General features: G+C 56.7%; 14 protein-coding genes. 6 read left to right on the forward strand and 8 right to left on the reverse strand.

The window, feature by feature from the left end:
• Positions 1-2: 2 nt before the first annotated feature.
• The 7 genes from pgmB to NYE69_RS01060 form a co-directional block, all read right to left on the reverse strand.
• Positions 3-677 (reverse strand): beta-phosphoglucomutase, encoded by a 675-nt coding sequence (pgmB, locus tag NYE69_RS01030; protein ID WP_340922920.1) that lies wholly within the window; start codon positions 675-677, stop codon positions 3-5.
• Positions 678-1,051: 374 nt separating this feature from the next.
• Positions 1,052-3,259, reverse strand: a complete 2,208-nt coding sequence (locus NYE69_RS01035) for an alpha-L-rhamnosidase-related protein (RefSeq protein ID WP_340922923.1) — start codon at positions 3,257-3,259, stop codon at positions 1,052-1,054.
• A 21-nt stretch (positions 3,260-3,280) separates the two neighbouring features.
• Positions 3,281-4,120 (reverse strand): carbohydrate ABC transporter permease, encoded by an 840-nt coding sequence (locus NYE69_RS01040; RefSeq protein WP_328271095.1) that lies wholly within the window; start codon positions 4,118-4,120, stop codon positions 3,281-3,283.
• Positions 4,121-4,135: 15 nt separating this feature from the next.
• Positions 4,136-5,032, reverse strand: coding sequence for a carbohydrate ABC transporter permease (locus tag NYE69_RS01045; RefSeq protein ID WP_340922926.1), 897 nt, complete (start codon positions 5,030-5,032; stop codon positions 4,136-4,138).
• Positions 5,033-5,103: 71 nt separating this feature from the next.
• Entirely contained in the window at positions 5,104-6,402 is a 1,299-nt protein-coding gene (locus tag NYE69_RS01050) for an ABC transporter substrate-binding protein (RefSeq protein WP_340922929.1), read from the reverse strand.
• A gap of 73 nt (positions 6,403-6,475) precedes the next feature.
• The gene (locus NYE69_RS01055) at positions 6,476-8,827 is read right to left on the reverse strand and encodes a glycoside hydrolase family 65 protein (RefSeq protein ID WP_340930234.1); all 2,352 of its coding nucleotides are present in this window, start codon (positions 8,825-8,827) and stop codon (positions 6,476-6,478) included.
• A gap of 143 nt (positions 8,828-8,970) precedes the next feature.
• Positions 8,971-9,981 carry a LacI family DNA-binding transcriptional regulator gene (locus NYE69_RS01060; RefSeq protein ID WP_036618872.1) on the reverse strand — a complete coding sequence of 337 codons (1,011 nt, stop codon included), beginning with the start codon at positions 9,979-9,981 and terminating at the stop codon, positions 8,971-8,973.
• A 900-nt stretch (positions 9,982-10,881) separates the two neighbouring features.
• On the opposite strand from NYE69_RS01060, the gene NYE69_RS01065 reads away from it, so the two are divergent.
• From NYE69_RS01065 to NYE69_RS01085, 5 genes are all read left to right on the forward strand, one after another.
• Positions 10,882-11,457, forward strand: a complete 576-nt coding sequence (locus tag NYE69_RS01065; protein WP_328271097.1) for a DUF421 domain-containing protein — start codon at positions 10,882-10,884, stop codon at positions 11,455-11,457.
• Positions 11,458-11,550: 93 nt separating this feature from the next.
• Positions 11,551-12,030: a DsrE/DsrF/DrsH-like family protein gene (locus NYE69_RS01070; RefSeq protein WP_036618869.1), complete on the forward strand. Its 480-nt coding sequence runs from the start codon at positions 11,551-11,553 to the stop codon at positions 12,028-12,030.
• Positions 12,031-12,163: 133 nt separating this feature from the next.
• Positions 12,164-13,702 carry an aminotransferase class V-fold PLP-dependent enzyme gene (locus NYE69_RS01075; protein WP_340922938.1) on the forward strand — a complete coding sequence of 513 codons (1,539 nt, stop codon included), beginning with the start codon at positions 12,164-12,166 and terminating at the stop codon, positions 13,700-13,702.
• Positions 13,703-13,769: 67 nt separating this feature from the next.
• Positions 13,770-14,678: an SDR family oxidoreductase gene (locus tag NYE69_RS01080; protein ID WP_340922941.1), complete on the forward strand. Its 909-nt coding sequence runs from the start codon at positions 13,770-13,772 to the stop codon at positions 14,676-14,678.
• 152 nt (positions 14,679-14,830) lie between these two features.
• Positions 14,831-15,241, forward strand: a complete 411-nt coding sequence (locus tag NYE69_RS01085) for a hypothetical protein (RefSeq protein ID WP_340922944.1) — start codon at positions 14,831-14,833, stop codon at positions 15,239-15,241.
• On the opposite strand, the gene NYE69_RS01090 is transcribed toward NYE69_RS01085, so the two are convergent.
• Positions 15,171-16,070: a DMT family transporter gene (locus NYE69_RS01090; protein WP_340922946.1), complete on the reverse strand. Its 900-nt coding sequence runs from the start codon at positions 16,068-16,070 to the stop codon at positions 15,171-15,173. The genes NYE69_RS01085 and NYE69_RS01090 overlap by 71 nt on opposite strands.
• Positions 16,071-16,761: 691 nt before the next feature.
• Here NYE69_RS01090 and NYE69_RS01095 point away from each other — a divergent pair.
• Positions 16,762-17,808 carry a hypothetical protein gene (locus NYE69_RS01095; RefSeq protein ID WP_340922949.1) on the forward strand — a complete coding sequence of 349 codons (1,047 nt, stop codon included), beginning with the start codon at positions 16,762-16,764 and terminating at the stop codon, positions 17,806-17,808.
• The last annotated feature ends 73 nt before the right edge of the window (positions 17,809-17,881 follow it).

Here is a 17,881-nt window from a genome sequence, read left to right on the forward strand (position 1 = left end):
GTTTAGCTTTTTAAGTCCAACGTTTTCCGTAAAAAAGCCACATTTAGCCGTGCGGTATCCGGCAGGACAACGTCCGCCCCCGACGCGGTGAGTGAGGCTTCCTCGCCGATGCCCACTGCGGTCATACCCGCCGCCTTAATCGCTTCGATCCCGGCCTGGGCGTCCTCGACGCCGATGCATGCCTTCGGCGGCACGCCGATCTCCTCGGCTCCGCGCAGGAACAGATCCGGGGCGGGTTTGCCCCGCTTAACCGAATCCGGCGGCACCACGTAACTGAATAATTCCGTGAGCTCCAAAGCGCGGAGAATCTGCGGCGCGTTTTTGCTGGCCGACGCGATGACCGCCGGAATCCCCTCGCGCTGCATTTCCAGCAGCAGCTCACGTATGCCCGGATACGTATCCTCCGGTTTCAGGCGCTCCAGCAGTGAAACGTAATGCTCGTTTTTCCGCCGCGCCATGTCCTCTTTCTCCTCCGGCGTATAAGCATCCGCCTTCCCGCCGTGAACAAGAATACGTTCCAGCGATTCCATCCGGCTGATGCCTTTAAGCTGCTCGTTAAACGCCCGGTCGATGGCGATGCCCAGTTCTTCGGCAAGCTGCTTCCAAGCGATGAAATGATACTCGGCGGTATCGGTGATCACCCCGTCCAAGTCAAAAATGACCGCTTTCAATTCCATATTGTCCAGAACACTCCTATCCACTTTTTTCAATAGTACCCCACGTTGGATAAATCCAATAGAATTTCCAGCTACCAAACGCATTTTGAGCTCTTATTGGAAAAATCCAATAGATTTTCCCCGAATGGCGCCGTTTTGCGTCTGCTGAACCTCATCTGTTGGAAATATCCAATCTAGGCATTGTATTTATGACTGAATTTCCATTCTATTGGATTTTTCCAATCAGAACGTTGGGCCGGGCGGTGAATTTTAAGGATCGGCGCCAGGTGGAGTTTTTTAGTGAAAAACGCCCCAAATCATCGAGTATCTTCCCTCTCCTCCCCTCTTCTTCCTTCCTCTTCCTTCCTCTTCCTTCTACTTCCTTCTACTTCCCCCTACTTCCCGCCAACTTCCCACTCGATCCAAGGCTCGTCGCTTTCCAGGCGCTCCCCGTTCAGCTCCAGCACCACGCGCCATCTTTCATCATTGCGCACGGTGACTACACGGCCCTGCCCGTCCGTTCCGGGCCTGATCACGATGTCAAACCGGGCGCCGGCGATGTTCAGCCCGTTTAGCTTACATTCGCGGTCTTGCCAGGCGGCCGGCAGCTGCGGGTTCAAGCGCAGCACGCGCCGGTGCGCCTGCGGCCGGACGCCGAAAAAGCCGCGGATGACCGGCACCGCCAGCGCGTAAAGGGTCCAGGCCTGGACCACGCAACCGTAGTCCGGGGACATCTCGGAAAAAGAGCCGGGCAGCGCCGCGGAGAACGTGCGCAGCAGCCGGCGCAGCAGTTCCAACGCCTCGTCCGGATGGCCGTTTTCTGCTTCGGCCACAGCATGGACGCCGGTCGAAATCGTCATCGTCCCCTGCTGGAGGATGCCGGACAGATAGGTGCCATATTCGCCGACAAAAACGTCCGACCGCATCGTTTCCAGCGCTCTGGCGGCTTTGTCCGGATCGGCGATACCCGCCTCCATCGGCGTGACGATTACCCAGTTTTTGTTCAGCAGCCAAGGGATGTCTCCTTCCTGGCCGGCGGTGTCCTGAAGGATCCGCTCCATGTACTCCCCGTACCCGGCAACCCCGTGTTTCTCCGCCAGGGCCACCATGGTCCCCCGCTTGGCCGCGACCATTTCGCGGGGCGCCACGGCGTCGGCGTACAGCCCTTCCGCTTCGCGCCAGAAGACCCGATTGACAGCCTCGACCGCCCGCTCGGCCAGCTCGCCGTATTTCGCCGACCGCTCATGCTCGCCAAAGAACCCGCTCATGGCGGCCATCGCCCGCAGCGCTTGGGCGGTATAAACGGCGCTGTCGATCAGCTCCATGTTGAGCCCGGCGATTTCGATAATCCCGTAGCCGGAAGGGAACAAATCACCATCGGGGTCCATTTCTCCCAGCAGCCAATCAATCCCTTTCAGGCAATAGTCATAGTGGCGGCGCAGCAGCGCTTCATCGCCGGTCCATTGAAACAGCTCCCACACAAACGCGATATAGTGCGCGGTCTCCTGGGTATTGCCCGGATTGGCCACCGCCCCCAGCGTCGTGATCTCATGCACGACCCGCCCGTTGCCGTTCGTTTCCTCGGACTTTTGCAGCAGCAAATCCAGCGTATCCTTCGCCAGCACGGGGTCGCCGATGGCCAACACGCCCTGCAGTGCATAGGTGCTGTCGCAGCCGAACCACCAGGGATACGTCGGCCCCCCGGCGGTCAAGCCGCGGCCCAGCCCGTCGACCGTCTGCACCAGCCATTGATTGTTCCACTTGGCCCAGGCAAAAGCTTCGTTTAATCCCGGTTCGCCCTCGATTTCCAGGCTGGCCCGCTCCGCGATCTCCCGGTACAGCGCCTGTTTCTCCGCAAGCAGCGCTTCATGCCGCTGCGAAATCAGCTCGTAGGTACGGTCGCACTCCTCCCGCGAGGTATACGAACCGGCCGCAAACAGCCGGAAATCGAACGTTTCCCCTGCCTGAAGCTCCACCTCCGCGGCAAAAGCAACCCCGCAGCCGGCTCCCGCCGTAAATTCAGGCCCGTACAACTCCGGATCGGCTTCGACTGCGGTCCCCGGCAGGTCTGTCCCCACCCGCACGAACCACGGATGCTCCTGATCCTTGACCAGCGCCTGGCGGCCTGCGATCTCCACCGGTACGTCCCGCTCCCCGTCCACGACGCCGGCCTGCTCCGAAAACCAGACCGGGCGAAGGTCCGTCCGCACGAGCAGCTCCAACCGTAAACGTACGGGCTGCCCGGCATTGGCAAAGACGCGGTAATCGGCGACGAACCCTTTTTCCCGTTCCGGCGCGAATTGGGAACGCTCGATGGAAACCGGGATATGGCCCAGCCAGTGATCGTATTCAAAACGGCCGCCCCAAGGCTCACTCACAAAAGCGTCGGCTCTTGCCCAGACGGAAATGCCCCGTTCCAGATCCGTGACCTTCAGCCAAAAACCGTCCAGCAGCTTGATCGGATGCAGCCACACGCCCCCCATCTCGCCCGCGAGATGATGGCCGAAATCGGGGAAATACCCGTCCTGCGAGCCGCAAATTTTGACGTATTCGCCACCGTGATAATAAAGATTAAGTGGGTGTCTGCTCGTTAATCGGCTCATGAACTTCCTCCTTGATATAAATCAGCCTTTAATCGCCGAAGAGATGGAGATGCCTTCGATAAAGTATTTTTGCGCGATAAAAAAGACGATCAGCGCCGGCAGCATAATCAGGATCGTAGCCGCCATCAGCATGTTCCATTCGACATTGTAGAGCCCCTTGAACATCGAGAGGCCCAGCGCCAGGGTGTATTTTTCCGTGGAATTCAAATAAATCAAAGGTCCTTGGAAATCGTTCCAAACGCCCATAAAGGTAAAAATGGCTACGGCGATCAGCGGCGCCATGGACAACGGCAAAATGATGCGCAAGAAGATCTGCATCCGGTTTGCCCCGTCCACAAACGCCGATTCGTCGAGATCGCGGGGGATAGCCCGCATAAATTGGCGGATCAGAAAGATATTAAACGCCCCGCCCCCGAAAAAGGACGGCACGATCAGCGGCAAAAACGTATCGACCCAGCCCGCTTCCTTGAACATGATAAACATCGGGATCAGCGTCACCTGGGAAGGCAGCATCATCGTCGCCAGCAAAATGAGAAACAGCGTTTTTTTCCCTTTGAAGCGGAATCTGGCGAAGCCGTAGGCGCATAAAGCCGCCGAAAATACGGTTCCGATCAGCACCGGAAGCAGAATGATCAGCGTGTTGAGTAAAAAGGTGAAAAACGGGATCGCCCGCACGGCGTCGGCATAATTGCTCCACAGCCAGGTCGTCGGGAAGAAGTTGTCTTTAAACACCTCGGCCGGCGTTTTTAAAGAAGTAAAAAAAGTCCACAGCAGCGGAACGATGACCACCGCCGCTCCGGCAATCAGCACCAGTTGGCTTACGATCCCGGATATGGTTATTTTTTTGAGCCTTTGTTCCATTTGCTTGCGCCTCCTTTAATCCTTTTCGTCGTCGCCCTGGTAGTACACCCACATGGAAGAGCTGCGGATGACGAGGAGCGTGAAGACGAGGATGATCACGAACAAAATCCAGGACAGCGCGGAAGCGTAACCCATTTCATAATCCTGGAACGCTTTGTTGTACAGATACAAATTGTAGAACAGCGTCGAGTTGAGCGGCCCGCCGTTTGTCATGACAAAGGCCTGGGTGAAATACTGGAATCCGCCGATAATCCCCATGATCAAATTAAAAAAGATCGTCGGCGAGATCATCGGCAGCGTAATGCTGGAAAAACGGCGCAAACGGCCCGCCCCGTCAAGTTCGGCCGCTTCGTACATTTCTTCCGGAACCCCTTGCAGCCCGGACAAATAAATGATGATCGTGTTGCCGATCCCCCAGATGCCCATGACAATCAGCGCACCCAGCGCGTAGGAAGGGTCCTGCAGCCAGGCCGGGCCCTGGATGCCGAACAAGGCCAAAGCCCGGTTCAGAATCCCGTATTCCGGGTTAAAGATCATCACCCACATCATCGACACGGCGACCGCCGGAATGACCGAAGGCATAAAGTAAATCAGTCTGAACAGCTTCATGCCCCGGCTGCGCATGTTCAGCAGCATCGCCGCGAGCAGGGAGAGAATCTGGTACAGGGGCACGGAAACAAGCGCAAACACAAAGGTCACTTTTAAAGACTGGTAAAACAGATCGTCCTGTAAAATCGCCCGGAAATTGTCCAGCCCGACCCACTCGATCGATTTGACCCCGGTGATGATGTCCCATTTGCTGAAAGCCAGCAGCAAGGAGAACAGCATCGGGCCGATGGTGAACAGCAGCAGCCCGAGCAACCAGGGAAGAATAAACAAGTACCCGGCGCGTTCCGATTTTGAATTACGCATGGAAAAACCTCCTTGATGAGACGGGGTGAAGCGAAGAGCGCTGCACGCCCCCCGCTTCACCCGCCGGTCGCTTACTTGATTTTACCGTCCACATTTTTGGCGGCTTCATCGAGCGCCCCCTTGACATCCTGTTTGCCCAGCAAGATTTTCTCCAGCGCCTTGGTGAATTCCTCGACGAACACCGGCCCGTTGGCGGAACGCATTGTGACCGGCTTTTTCGCGTAGTTCATCATTTCGATCACCGGTTTGTCGGCTACTTCCGCCTCCTTCACCTGATCCAGTTCGGCGACGGTGGCGGGCAGCACCTTGCTGTTCTCCGCGCGCAGCTTCTGGGCGTCGGTGCCGGACAGCCATTTTACCAGCTCGTAGGCTTCCTGCTTATGCTTGCTGGCGGCGTTGACGGCCCAGCCGGCGCTGGCGATGATGCTCGTTCTAGTCCCGTCTTCCCCTTTGGGGATCAAAGCCGAGCCATACTGTACATCCGACTTGTCCAGATCCCCTTTGATCCAGCGTCCGGTCACCATCATCGCCAGCTTGTCGGTCATGAACATCGAAGAGTCTCCGCCCATCGTTTCCGTATCCTGCGGTGTCGGGGAGACGCGGCCTTCTCCTTTGGACAAGGCCACGTATTTTTCCAGGGCGGCCACGGTCTTGTCGCCGTTCATGTAACCTTCCGCTTGGGTGCCGTCCTCGTTGGCGATGTCCGTTCCGTGATCCCACAGATAAGTGTAAATCGGGTACTCCCATTTCGTGGCGTTGAAGCCGAATTGCGTATATTTGCCGCCGTCTTTTTTGGTCAGTTTCTGCGCAGCGGCAATCAGGTCATTCCAGGTCCAGTCGTCCGTCGGATACGGGAGCTGCGCTTCATCGAACATCCGCTTGTTGTACCACAAGGCCAGCGGATTGAAATCCTTCGGCAAATAATACTGCTTGCCGTTGATCTTCATGTTGTCGATCAGGTCCTTCTGGAAGATGTCCAGGGAGAAGGAGCTGTCATTCTTCAAATAATCGTCAAGCGGTTCAATGACACCCTTATCGACATATTTGAAATAATCGCCTTCACCGATCAGGAACACGTCCGGGGCCTGCCCGGCGGCCAGCGATGTGGTCAGCTTCGTGCCGTAGCCGTCGCTTGGAATCGGTTCGAATTTGACCTGGATATCCGGATGCGCCGCGTTGAATTCATCCGCCAGCTTCTGCTCGTTGGCGCCGGCGTTCACGTCTCCCCAGACGGAGAAGGTCAAGTTTACTTTTTCTTTCCCGCCTTCCGCGCTCCCGCCGCCGGAAGCGCCTTTTCCGCCTCCGCATCCCGATAAAACCAGCGCCGCAACCATAATCAAAATAACTGCTGCCGACCATTTTCTGTTCATCTTTAATGACCTCCCTTAATTAGCCTGTAATCAAAAACCGTTGATTCTGCCGAAATACCGGAGCTACGGTCCGTTAAGATTGCTTGATCAACTCGTAATCGTAGTGCAGTTCACCGGTAAACTGTACGCGTTGTCCATGTATGATTAGCGCGACCTCCGCGTTCGCGTCCTCCGCTTGGATATGGAGGCGCTGGCGGTCCAGCGTAAACCGCAGGCGCTCGCCCCGCCAATACAGCGGGAAAGATAGTGTCTCCCACGCCTCCGGCAGTCTGGGGTTCACATGCAGCTCTCCGCCCAGCATCCGCACACCGGCAAAGCCCATGACCACGGACTCCCAAATTCCGCCCAGCGAGGCCGAGTGAATGCCCGCGTCGGACGAATGCATATACGGGCCGAGATCGATTTCGGCGGCCCGCCGGAACAGCCGGTAAGCCAGGCTGCGATCCCCGAGATCGTTGGCCAGAATGCAATGCGTCGACAAGGACAACGAGGAATCGTGCAGCGTTTTTTCTTCGTAGTAATCGTAGTTGGCTTTTTTCACTTCCGGGGAAAACCGGTTCTCCAGCAGGAAAAACAGCATCATAATGTCCGCCTGTTTGGATACCTGCATTTCTCCCACCTGGTCGAGATTGTAATCGTCGAAAATACCGCCGACCCTCTCTTGCTGTTTGTATGGGGTGAGGTCGATAATTTGTTTCTGCAAATACGTATCATCCTGCGGGATGATCCCCGCTTCGTTCGGCTTAGGCAAATAAATGCGCGGAGCCTTGGCCGCCCAATCGGACACGGCCTGCTCCAGGCCAAGCTTCGCGTTCAGCTCGGCGAACAGCTCCTTGTCTTCTTCCAGCAGCACGTTATAGTATTCCATGGCCAACTCCAGATTAAAGTGGGCCATATAGTTGGTGAACGCGTTGTTGTCGACATGTTCTTTGTATTCGTCGGGCCCGACAACTCCGTTGATTTCGTAGCGGCCCCGGTCCTCGTTCCATTCCAGCCGGCTGGCCCAGAATTTGGCCGTATCGAAGATGATCTCGTACCCGCAGCGGCGCATGAAATCCCGGTCTCCGGTCGCCTGGTAATAATGCCAGACCGCGTACGCAATGTCGGAGGTAATGTGCTGCTCGATAAACCCGGACCAGATTTTGGTCTGCTCGCCGGTAACCACGTCCACCGCTCCCCATACGGGAGTCACTTCGCCGTCGCTCGGCCAGGCCGCTTCCCAAGGATACATCGCCCCCTCGTAACCGTTGTCGCGCGCCTTGGCCCGCGCTCCTTCCAGCCCCAGGTAACGGTATTCCAGCAGCGAGCGGGCAACCTCCGGATTCGAATAAATATAGAACGGTAAAATAAAAATTTCCGTATCCCAGAAGGAGTGGCCTTTGTAGCCTTCCCCGCTTAAGCCTTTGGCGCCGATCCCCATGCGGCGGTCATGCGCGGGCGTCATGGCGACCAGATGGTAGACCGCGAAGCGGACGGCCAGCTGATCGAAATCATGGGCCGATTGAATCGACAGGTCGTACCGGTTCCAGACATCGGCCCAGGCTTCCCGGTGCCGGCGGAACAGCTCATCGTATCCGGCGCGGTGCATCTCCTTCAGTTCGTGCAGCGCCGTCTCGCGGAGCGCGTCCAGCGTCGCGCCTTCGGCGAACTCGCGGTCGCGGCTGGTGTAAACGGCGGCCAGCTTTTCAAACACGAGCGCGTCCCCTTCCGCCAGGTCAAGCGAATAGGTGACGGCTACCTTGCGGCGGTCGATGTCCATTTTCGGGGCGATATCGGCCTGGCTGCCGTTAACTTCCAAGCGGTGGGCCGCCCCAAGCACAAAGTCGATTTTCGACTCCGTTGTCGTCTGAATGAGCTCCAAATACGTTTTGTCGTAAATCCGCTTCTCGCCTTCATGAAAATGCTGGCTGCCGCTGTTGCCGGCCTGGCCGTCGATGCCCGAGTTGATCGAGAGGCGCGCGCCTCCTTGCAGCAAACGGATTTCCACCTGCATGCCGATCTGATGCAGATGGGCCAACGAGACGAACCGCCGGAACGTGAAGGCGATTTTTTGGCCCCGGTGCTCCCATGCGAAGCTGCGAACCAGCTCCGCATCCCGCAGATTGAGCCTGCGTTCATACTCGGTCACCGTTCCGAGCTGCAGCGACAAGCGCGTGCCGTCGATCCGGATGTCAAGTTTGGTCAGGTCGGCCGCATTCGGCAATTCGCTTACTTCGAACTCATCGAACTTGTTGAACGTGCCGTTGACGAACAAATTTCTTTTTTCCCCGATGTAGGGTTCTTCCGTCGCCGAACGCAGCCCCATGTAGCCGTTCCCAAGCGACATTACGGCCTCGCACTTGCCGAGGGCCAGCGGATCAAATTCGTTCTCGGAGAACGTCCAGTTTCGCAGTTCTTCCGTACTTGCCGGATTGTAGTTTAGCATTGCAGTCATCCACTCCATATCACTTTCTTTTTTCTGAAAGCGCAATCGAAATCGTTTTCGAAATGATGGAAAAAATTCGAAAACGATTTCGATTGCAGCAAAATAAAAAAGGCATTACTTATACGAAAACGTTTTCGACTCCATTATTGCACCTTAATCGTCTCTCTGTCAACAATTTCGAACGGAAGAATTTTATGATAGCCGGCCGTTTGCTTTTCCAGCATGTTAACCACCTGTTCAAAGGCGGAATAACCGATCTTGGTAAAGTCCTGTTTGACGGTCGATAATCTGGGCGTCGTATAGCTGGACAGTACGATATCGTCAAATCCCATGATCGAGAGCTGATCAGGAATGGCTATGCCCAGTTCCCGGCAGCGGGTCATAAATCCGATCGCCATCAAATCGCTGACCGCAAAAACGGCGGTGATTCCGGGATTGTCCCGCAAATAGCCGTCCGCGGCTTCGTAGGCTTCCTCCTCGTTAAAATTCGCGTCGATCACGCGTTCGGGACGATACGGCAAACCCGCTTCTTCCAAAGCTTGGCGGTACCCCTCGAGACGATCCACGCTAACCGCGGCAAAAGGATGCCCGTTAATCAGGCCGATCTCCCGATGGCCTTTGCCGATTAAGTATTTTACCGCCTCCCTGGCGGCACTGAGGTTGTCCGTGGCCACGGAACCCGAATGAGGGCCGACGATATTCGCATCGACGACAACGCTTGGCAGTTCGCTGTTCACCAATTCTTCGAAATAAGGATCGCTGGTGCGCAGGCCGGAAATGACCACCCCGGCGATTTTGTTTTCCTGGCAAAACTGCCAGTAGGATTTGTCCTGCTGCTCGGACAAGCTCCGCGTGTAGATGACGACTTCATACTGGTAATGCTGGGCGGCCGCGTAAACCCCGCTCATAATCTGGAACATTACGCCGTCTTTGCCATTGGCCTGCTCAAAGTTGGAAATGATCAGCGCGATCGTTTTCGTTACTTTGTGCTTCAAATTTTTGGCCAGCATATTCGGGAAATAGTTCAATTCCTGCGCGGCCTTCATCACCTTTTGCCTTGTCGACTCGCTGACGTCGGAATAACCGTTCAACGTCTTGGATACCGCCGAAATCGACACATTGGCCCGCTTGGCCACATCTTTGATCGATACCATCTTTTCACCACAACATTTCTATTAAGAGGTAGTTCAAAAAGTCGTCTTTTGAAGATATAAGAATGAATAGACGTCTTAGGCCTCCGCTTCCTTATATCGCAAGAAAAACTACCGCTAAATGCGGTCTGGCTTCCTAGAAGGTACGTCGATATGTGTTTTTCTTATCACGATGCAGATCATGAAGCGGATTCGACGTCGAATCTTGAATTCAGCCGGGCCTTCCGTTGCTCACGTACCCAAAACGTACGCTCCGCTCCTTTCGTCCCTGGCTTCATCCAACCTTCTCGGTGCTGAAAAGCCGACTTTTTGAACCCGCACTATAAGGTTCAAGTTCTATTGTATAGAATGCCGGCAAAATAGCAACCGATTGGTTAACCGCTCACCTCGATTTGATTATGTTCGGTTTCGATCGAGTAGTCTTTGAAGGCCCCGTCTTTGTTTATCGTAAATTCGGCTATTCCGTACACCTCATCTGTGTATAAACCAAACGTATATATTCCTCAAATCGTACTCTCCCTCCATCTTAAAAGACGCAAACCAGCCCTCGTTTTGCGGCAGTAAAAAGGCAAAAGCGCCTGCTCGCCGAATTTTCGCTCTTGCGGGACTTAAAACCGAGTGGTTAATTGGAAAAATCCAATAGAATTGAAGTCTATTTTCAGATGGAGTGGTGAGATTGGATAATTCCAATAGATTCCGGCACGACAGGACATAAAACGGCGCTTTGAGCAAGATCTATTGGATATTTCCAATGAGTGTTCAAAATAGCGTCCGATTTCTGCTAATCTAATGGATTTATCCAATTAAAGGCGGAGGGACGGGCCGGATTACCCTCTGCATAAATTCAAGAAAAAAAATCCAACTTAACCATGAATTCTTGGATTGGATAAGGAGGAACTGTTGATGAATTGGTCTTGGGTATGGGAATCCTCGGTTCTCGTCTTGGCCGGGATCGTGCTGCTGCGGATTGCCGGCAGAAAATCGATTGCGCAATCAACCGCTGCAACCACCGTAATCATCATTTCGATCGGGACGTTGATGGTTCAGCCGGTCGTCTTCGACCCGCTGTGGAAAGCGCTGGCTTCGGCGGCAGTATTCATCTTCTGGCTGATTGTCGTTGAATACTTGCAGTTAAAATGGGACTGGTTCGAGCACTTGCTCAGCGGCCGTTCCATCATCGTGATCGAAAACGGACAGGTGGTGCCGAACAACATGCGCAAGCTGCGTATAACCGTAGACCAGTTGGAGGTAAGGTTAAGACAGATAGGCGTCTCCAACATCGCTGATGTGAAGACGGCCACTCTGGAGCCTAACGGACAGATCGGATACGAGCTGATGGAGTATGCCCGCCCCGTCACCGTCGGCGATCTGGAGCGTATTTTCGGGCTCAAACCCGGCATGTCCCTGGACCAATCCGTCCTTTTTCAGGAAGTGCGCCAAAACCATCATCCCACCTCAGTCAATCCCAAATTGCAATAAAGGAATTCCCATGTATGGCCAATTCATGAATTCGGCATAACCGACCGCTGCCAACAACATACTAGAGTCATCTTGCGATGGAGGCTGGAAAAGATGGGACAAAAAAGAATGAACCTGCTGATGTTCAGCGGTGAATACGACAAAGCGATGGCCGGACTGATCCTGGCGAATGCCGCGCGGGATATCGAGGTGGAGGTGACGATGTTCTTCGCCTTCTGGGGGCTGTTTCTCGTGCGCGATCCCGACAAAATGACCCTCGAGGACAAAACGCTGTACGAAAAACTGATGACCTGGATGACCCCCAAAGGTCCGGAGGAACTGCCGTTGTCCAGGATGAATTTCAGCGGGCTCGGCAAACGGATGCTGACGGAGATGATCGAAGACAACGAGGCTCCGAAGCTGATTCATTTTTTGAAAGGCGCGCGAAAAAAGAACATCAAATTCTACGGCTGCAAGCTCTCCGTGGAAATTATGGGCCTCAAACCGGAGGAGTTCATTCCCGAACTGGAGATCATCGATGCTCAGACCTATCTGCGCGATGCGCTGGAATCCGATATCCAGTTGTTTATTTAAAGGCATGAAGCAGGGTGGATAACTTATCCAAATTATTACAATTTTCCGACAATTCTAACTTCCGCTTAACCCCTTTGGGCGAATGTACGTAACCTAAACCGATCTTAAAAGAAGCCTAAAGGGGAGACACGGCATGCTGCAGGCCAAAATCGGTACCGCCGCGCACGAACACGGGTTGAACGGGCGGCGCAACATCGCGGAGGAAAATGAGTTCCATTTTTATCGGGAAAATACGATCGGTTACCGCCAGAGCTTTATTTCCCCGTACGGAAGGCAAAGGCTGCTTTATGCCGATTGGGCGGCCAGCGGCCGTCTGTACCGGCCGATCGAAGCGAAACTGGCCGAGGAGTTGGGTCCGTTCGCGGGTAATCCGCATACGCATTCCAATCTGACCGGCACGGCGATGACCGCCGCTTACGAGGAAGCGAAGCGCATCATCAAACGCCACGTCAACGCCGGACCGGACGATATGCTCCTGTTTGCCGGGACCGGGATGACCGGCGCGGTGAACAAGCTGCAGCGTTTGCTGGGACTGAAAATGCCGCGGCGCTGGCGGACAGCGGCCTTGTCCACGATGGCCGAGCGGGACCGCCCGGTCATCTTCGTCACGCATATGGAGCACCACTCCAACCATATTTCCTGGGGGGAAACGATCGGCGAAGTGGTCTGCATTCCCCCAGGGGCCGACGGGCGCGTTAACCCGGAGCACCTGGAGCGGCTGCTCCACCGGTACCGCGAGCGGAAGGTCAAGGTGGGGGCTTTTACCGCCTGCTCCAATGTGACGGGCTTTGAAACGCCCTATCACCGACTGTCGCGGATCATGCACGAGCACGGCGGAATCAGCGTGGTCGATTTCTCCGCCAGCGCTCCTTATGTACGCATCGATATGCATCCGCCGGGAGCCCCGGAGGACCGGCTCGACGCCGTTCTGTTCTCCCCCCACAAATTGCTCGGCGGCCCGGGCACAAGCGGCGTGCTGGTCATGAATGCGAAGCTGGGCGCCGAGCCGGTCCCCGATCATCCCGGGGGCGGTACGGTCTCCTGGACCAACCCTTGGGGAGAGTACCAGTATTGGCCCGACCCCGAAACGCGGGAGGACGGCGGCACGCCGGGAGTGATGCAGGCGGTGCGCGCGGCGTTATGCCTGAAGCTGAAGGAGCGGATGGGGATCGAGCGCATGCTGCGCCGCGAGCGGGAGCTGACGGAGGTGCTGCTGCGGCAGCTCGAATCCGTTCCGGGGCTGCACATTCTCGGCGGACCCGGGCGGAACCGGCTTGGGATCGTGTCCTTTGTCACGGAATCCGTTCACTACAACCTGATGGTGAAGCTGCTGAACGACCGCTTCGGCATTCAGGTCCGGGGCGGCTGCTCCTGCGCGGGGACGTACGGCCATTATTTGCTGGGCATAGACCGCGCTTCGTCCCGGCAAATCGCCGGCCTGATCGCCGCCGGCGATTTATCGCGGAAGCCCGGTTGGGTCCGCGTGTCCCTTCATCCGATAATGACGCATCGGGAAGCCGCATTTATCGGCGCCGCGGTCCGGGAGGTCACGGAGAATATCAAGGAGTGGAAACAAGACTACATCTATGAACCGCGAACGAACGAATGGCGGCATGTTCGCGAACAGCGGCCGGCGTTTGGCGAGGAATGGTTCGAATTCTCCAGGGGATAGGCATATTCCGCCGGAAAGCGCATAACGTATGGCGATGCCAGTGATCCTGTGAGAAGGAGTGAGTCGGATGGAGTCCGGATACCCTACCTATCCCCCTTACGGATATGTCACCGAGAACAAAACGAAGCCGTTAACCTTTCCGCCTCAACACCAAAACCGGATGCCGGGCTTTGAGTATTTAATGGTGCCGCGGCCGATTTTCGACTATCCCGGATATAAGGGAAGCGGCAAGCTGCAAGGCAAGGTAGCCGTCATTACCGGGGGCGACAGCGGTTTCGGCCGGGCTATCGCCGCAGTTTACGCCAAAGAGGGAGCAAGCCTGGCGATCGTGTATCTGGACGAACACCGGGATGCGGAGGAAACGAAGCAGTACGTTGAACAGTTCGGCTGTCAATGCTTGCTGCTCCCCCGCGACCTCCGCCGGTCCGAGTCGGCGCAGGACATCGTAGCCGAGACGCTCCGCCGCTTTCACCGCCTCGACATCGTCATCAACAATGCCGCCGTGCAGCCTTTCACCCCCAGCATCCTGGACGTTTCCGACGAGCAGTTGGAAGACACATTCCGCACGAATGTTTTCCCGTTGTTTTATCTGACAAAAGCGGCTCTCCCCTACCTGAAGCCGGGCAGCGCCATTATCAGCACCGCCTCGCGGATCGCCTATGAAGGCGATAAGAACGTGATCGTTTATGGGGCGACTAAAGGAGCCGTCGTCAGCTTTACCCGCTCGCTGGCTTTGTCTCTGGCGCATCAGGGGATCCGCGTCAATGCGGTCGCGCCGGGACCGGCATGGACGCCGCTGAATGTGAGCACCTACCCGGCCGGGCACGCGGCGACGCTTGGCGACGACATTCCGCTGGGCCGCGCCGCGCAACCGTTTGAGGTGGCGCCGGCCTATGTGTATCTGGCGTCGGCCGATTCGCTGTATGTCACTGGCCAGGTGCTCCACGTCAACGGAGGCCTGATCCGCTACTCGTAGACCGGTGCGGCCTTCTTTTAGAGATAGTTCAAAAAGTCAACCCTTCTCGGGGCGAATAGCCGCCTTTTGAGCATGCACTTTTAGGGGGCCGGACGGGCAAACGGCCGGGCGGGCAAGCGGCCGGGCAGCAGGGCGGCCAAGCGGGCGGGCAGATGCGGGCTGACGGCCTGGCGGCCAAGCGGGCTGCAGACACCGGCTGGCGGACGGGCGGCCAAGCAGGTTGCAGATGCGGGCTGGCGGACGGGCGGCCAAGCGGGCTGCAGATGCAGGCTGGCGGACGGGCGGCCAAGCGGGCTGCAGATGCAGGCTGGCGGACGGGCGGCCAAGCAGGCAGCACATGCGGGCTGGCGGACGGGCGGCCAAGCCGGTTGCAGACGCGGGCTGGCGGACGGGCGGCCAAGCCGGGCAGGCAGACGCGGGCTAGCGGACGGGCGGCCAAGCGGGCTGCAGATGCAGGCTGGCGGACGGGCGGACGGGCAGGAGGCCAAACGGTCAGGCCGTCTTCGACAAGCGGGTTGACCGCCCCCCTTTTTTGTTGGCGAGGTAGACGCCGCCGAGAATAAACACAAGCCCGGCCAAGAGACGCCAGCCGACCGCCTCGTGCAGCAGCGCAAAGCCCCAGATAATCGCGCTGGCGGGCACAAGATAAGTGACTGTCGTGGCGAACTGCGGGCTGCCTTTTTGCACCATGAAATAGAAAAGGATATAAGCCAAGCCCGAGCCGAATACGCCCAGGCCGATGACCGCGCCCAGCGTGGCGGGCGAAGCCAGCGGCGCCAGAGAGACGCCTTCGGTCGCCGCGGCCATGACGCCGCTGCCGAGCATGGCGCACAGCAGCGTACCGAACGTCACCTGATACATCGACAATCCTTCGGAGAGCTTCTTGGACAAGTGCGAGCCGATCGCATAACATAGGGTGGCCGCCAGCATGCAGGCGAAGCCGAGCCCGTCGACCGAAACGATCGAAGTAGGACTTACGCCGAGCAGGACGATGATTCCAATGAAGGCGATGCCCATCCCCAGCCACTGCCTCCGGCCCGCGACGGCGCGGAAGAACAACACCCCTACAGCCAGCGTCCACAGCGGCGTCGTGGCATTTAACACCGAGGCCATGCCGCTCGTCAGCCGCGTTTCGCTGAAGCCGATGAACGCCCAGGGAATCGCGGTATTCACCAGCGCCATGACGGCCATCGGCAGCCAGGGAATGCTGCGGAAGCCAAACGGCTTGCGCAGGATCAGCATCACCGCGGAGATCGTTGCCAGCCCGAAGGCCGACCGCAAGAAGGCGATCGCCCATGGGCCGTAGTCCGGCAGCAAAATTTTGATGAAGAAAAAGGAACCTCCCCAAATCAAGCTTAATAGAATCAATGCAAAATAAAGCGGACGCGCCACTCCTAATCCCTTCTTTCTTTCAGCGTTTGCGCTAAAGTATTTTTATCTATAGTAAGATGAGCTACATGTTCTAACGGTTGCCACAACCGCTATTTGTGCCAAAAACGCTGATTTAAAATTGTAACGGTTGCCATGGCGCTTATTTTACTTAAACCCGACTACTTTTGCTTAGATTCAGGCAAATAACGGCGATGGCAACCGTTAGAATTTAGAAAAGGTCCATTTTCGTAAAATAGCAGCTGCTGCAACCGTTAGATTTCCGGCGGGCGATAGAATCGGCTCGGAAACTTGAGTTTTGGCGGGAAATCCGGAAAACATCAGGGCTGCAAGTTGTCTTGTGCAAGAGTTAACGCAAACGTTAGTGCTCAGGCGGAAACTAAGGACCAGAAATGGCGTTAATTCGGCGAGATCACCCACTTCAAGAGAAATAGAGGGAAATTATGTCGTTATTTTCTCGAACTGCAGGGAAATGGCGCTTTTTGCCCCGTTTATTGGAAAATAAGAACGTAAAAGTCCCCTAATGGCCATGGACATGCTCACCTCCGGAAAATAAGGACATAAAAGTCACTTATTTAGAGGGGCTCGGGCAGACTGAGTTTTCTTACCGCGGTGTACCGATACCGATTGTAGCACGGCTTCGCTTCGACTGTGATCGAAATGTCGATGTTCCATGAAATGGAGGAGGATGCTCATGAAAGTAGGGTCCGCACGAACGGCAGCCGCCCAGTGGGTGACGGAGCACGCCGCCCGGGAGGCCGATTTCCTGGGAGCCTATTTTAGCGGTTCAACGGTTGGTCTGCCGGATGACGCGCCAATGTCCCCAAGTTCCGACATCGATGTTATCGTTGTGACCGCTCAAACCGAACCACCGCTCAAGCCGGGAAAATTTCTCTTCGAGAAAGCGCTCCTTGAGGTAACATACCTGCCCTGGAGCCAACTGGCCTCCGCCGAGAACGTCTTGACGGATTATCATCTCGCCGGAAGCTTCCGGACGGATACGATCATCGCTGATCCGACGGGACGATTGCGTAAGCTGCAGACGGAAGTGGCCCCCCGTTTCGCCGAACGGCCATGGGTGCGCCGCCGCTGCGAAAACGCCCGAGAACGTATAGAACGTGGGCTTCGCGGCATCGATCCTTCCGCGCCGTGGCACGATCAGGTGACGGCGTGGCTGTTTCCGACCGGGATCATGACCCATGTCCTGCTTACGTCCGCGCTGCGCAACCCTACCGTACGGCTGCGTTACCTCGCCGCCCGGCAGGTACTGGCTGACTACGAGCTCAGCGCCAGGTACCCCGAGCTGCTGCGGCTGCTCGGCTGCACTCAACTCGGGCCGCAGCAGGCGGAATCCCATCTGGACGCGCTGGCCCGGACTTTTGACGCAGCCGCGGAGCACGCCCGTACGCCGTTCTTCTTCAGCAGCGACATCACCGCCGCGGCGCGCCCGGCCGCAATCGACGGCAGCCGCGAGCTGATCCGGGGCGGCCGCCATCAGGAGGCGGTGTTCTGGATCGTCGCTACCTTTGCCCGCTGCCTCAAAATTTTGGCCGCCGACGCTCCGGCCCTGCACAAAAAATCGCTCCCCGGTTTCAACGGAATGCTTGCCGACCTCGGCATATATAGCTCCGCCGACCTTCTCGCCCGCGCCGGGGAGGGGCTGCGCTATCTGCCCCGGCTAATGCAGGCGGCGGAAGCGATCATGGACGCCAACCCCGAGATTACGACCGGACAAGGATGATCCAGTCTTGCGCCGCATGCTGCCGTCAAAAGCCCCCAATCACGGCTTCGGGCGAAATTGGGGGCCTGATTTT

Source organism: Paenibacillus sp. FSL R5-0527 (assembly GCF_038008055.1).
Classification (GTDB): Bacteria; Bacillota; Bacilli; order Paenibacillales; family Paenibacillaceae; genus Fontibacillus; species Fontibacillus macerans.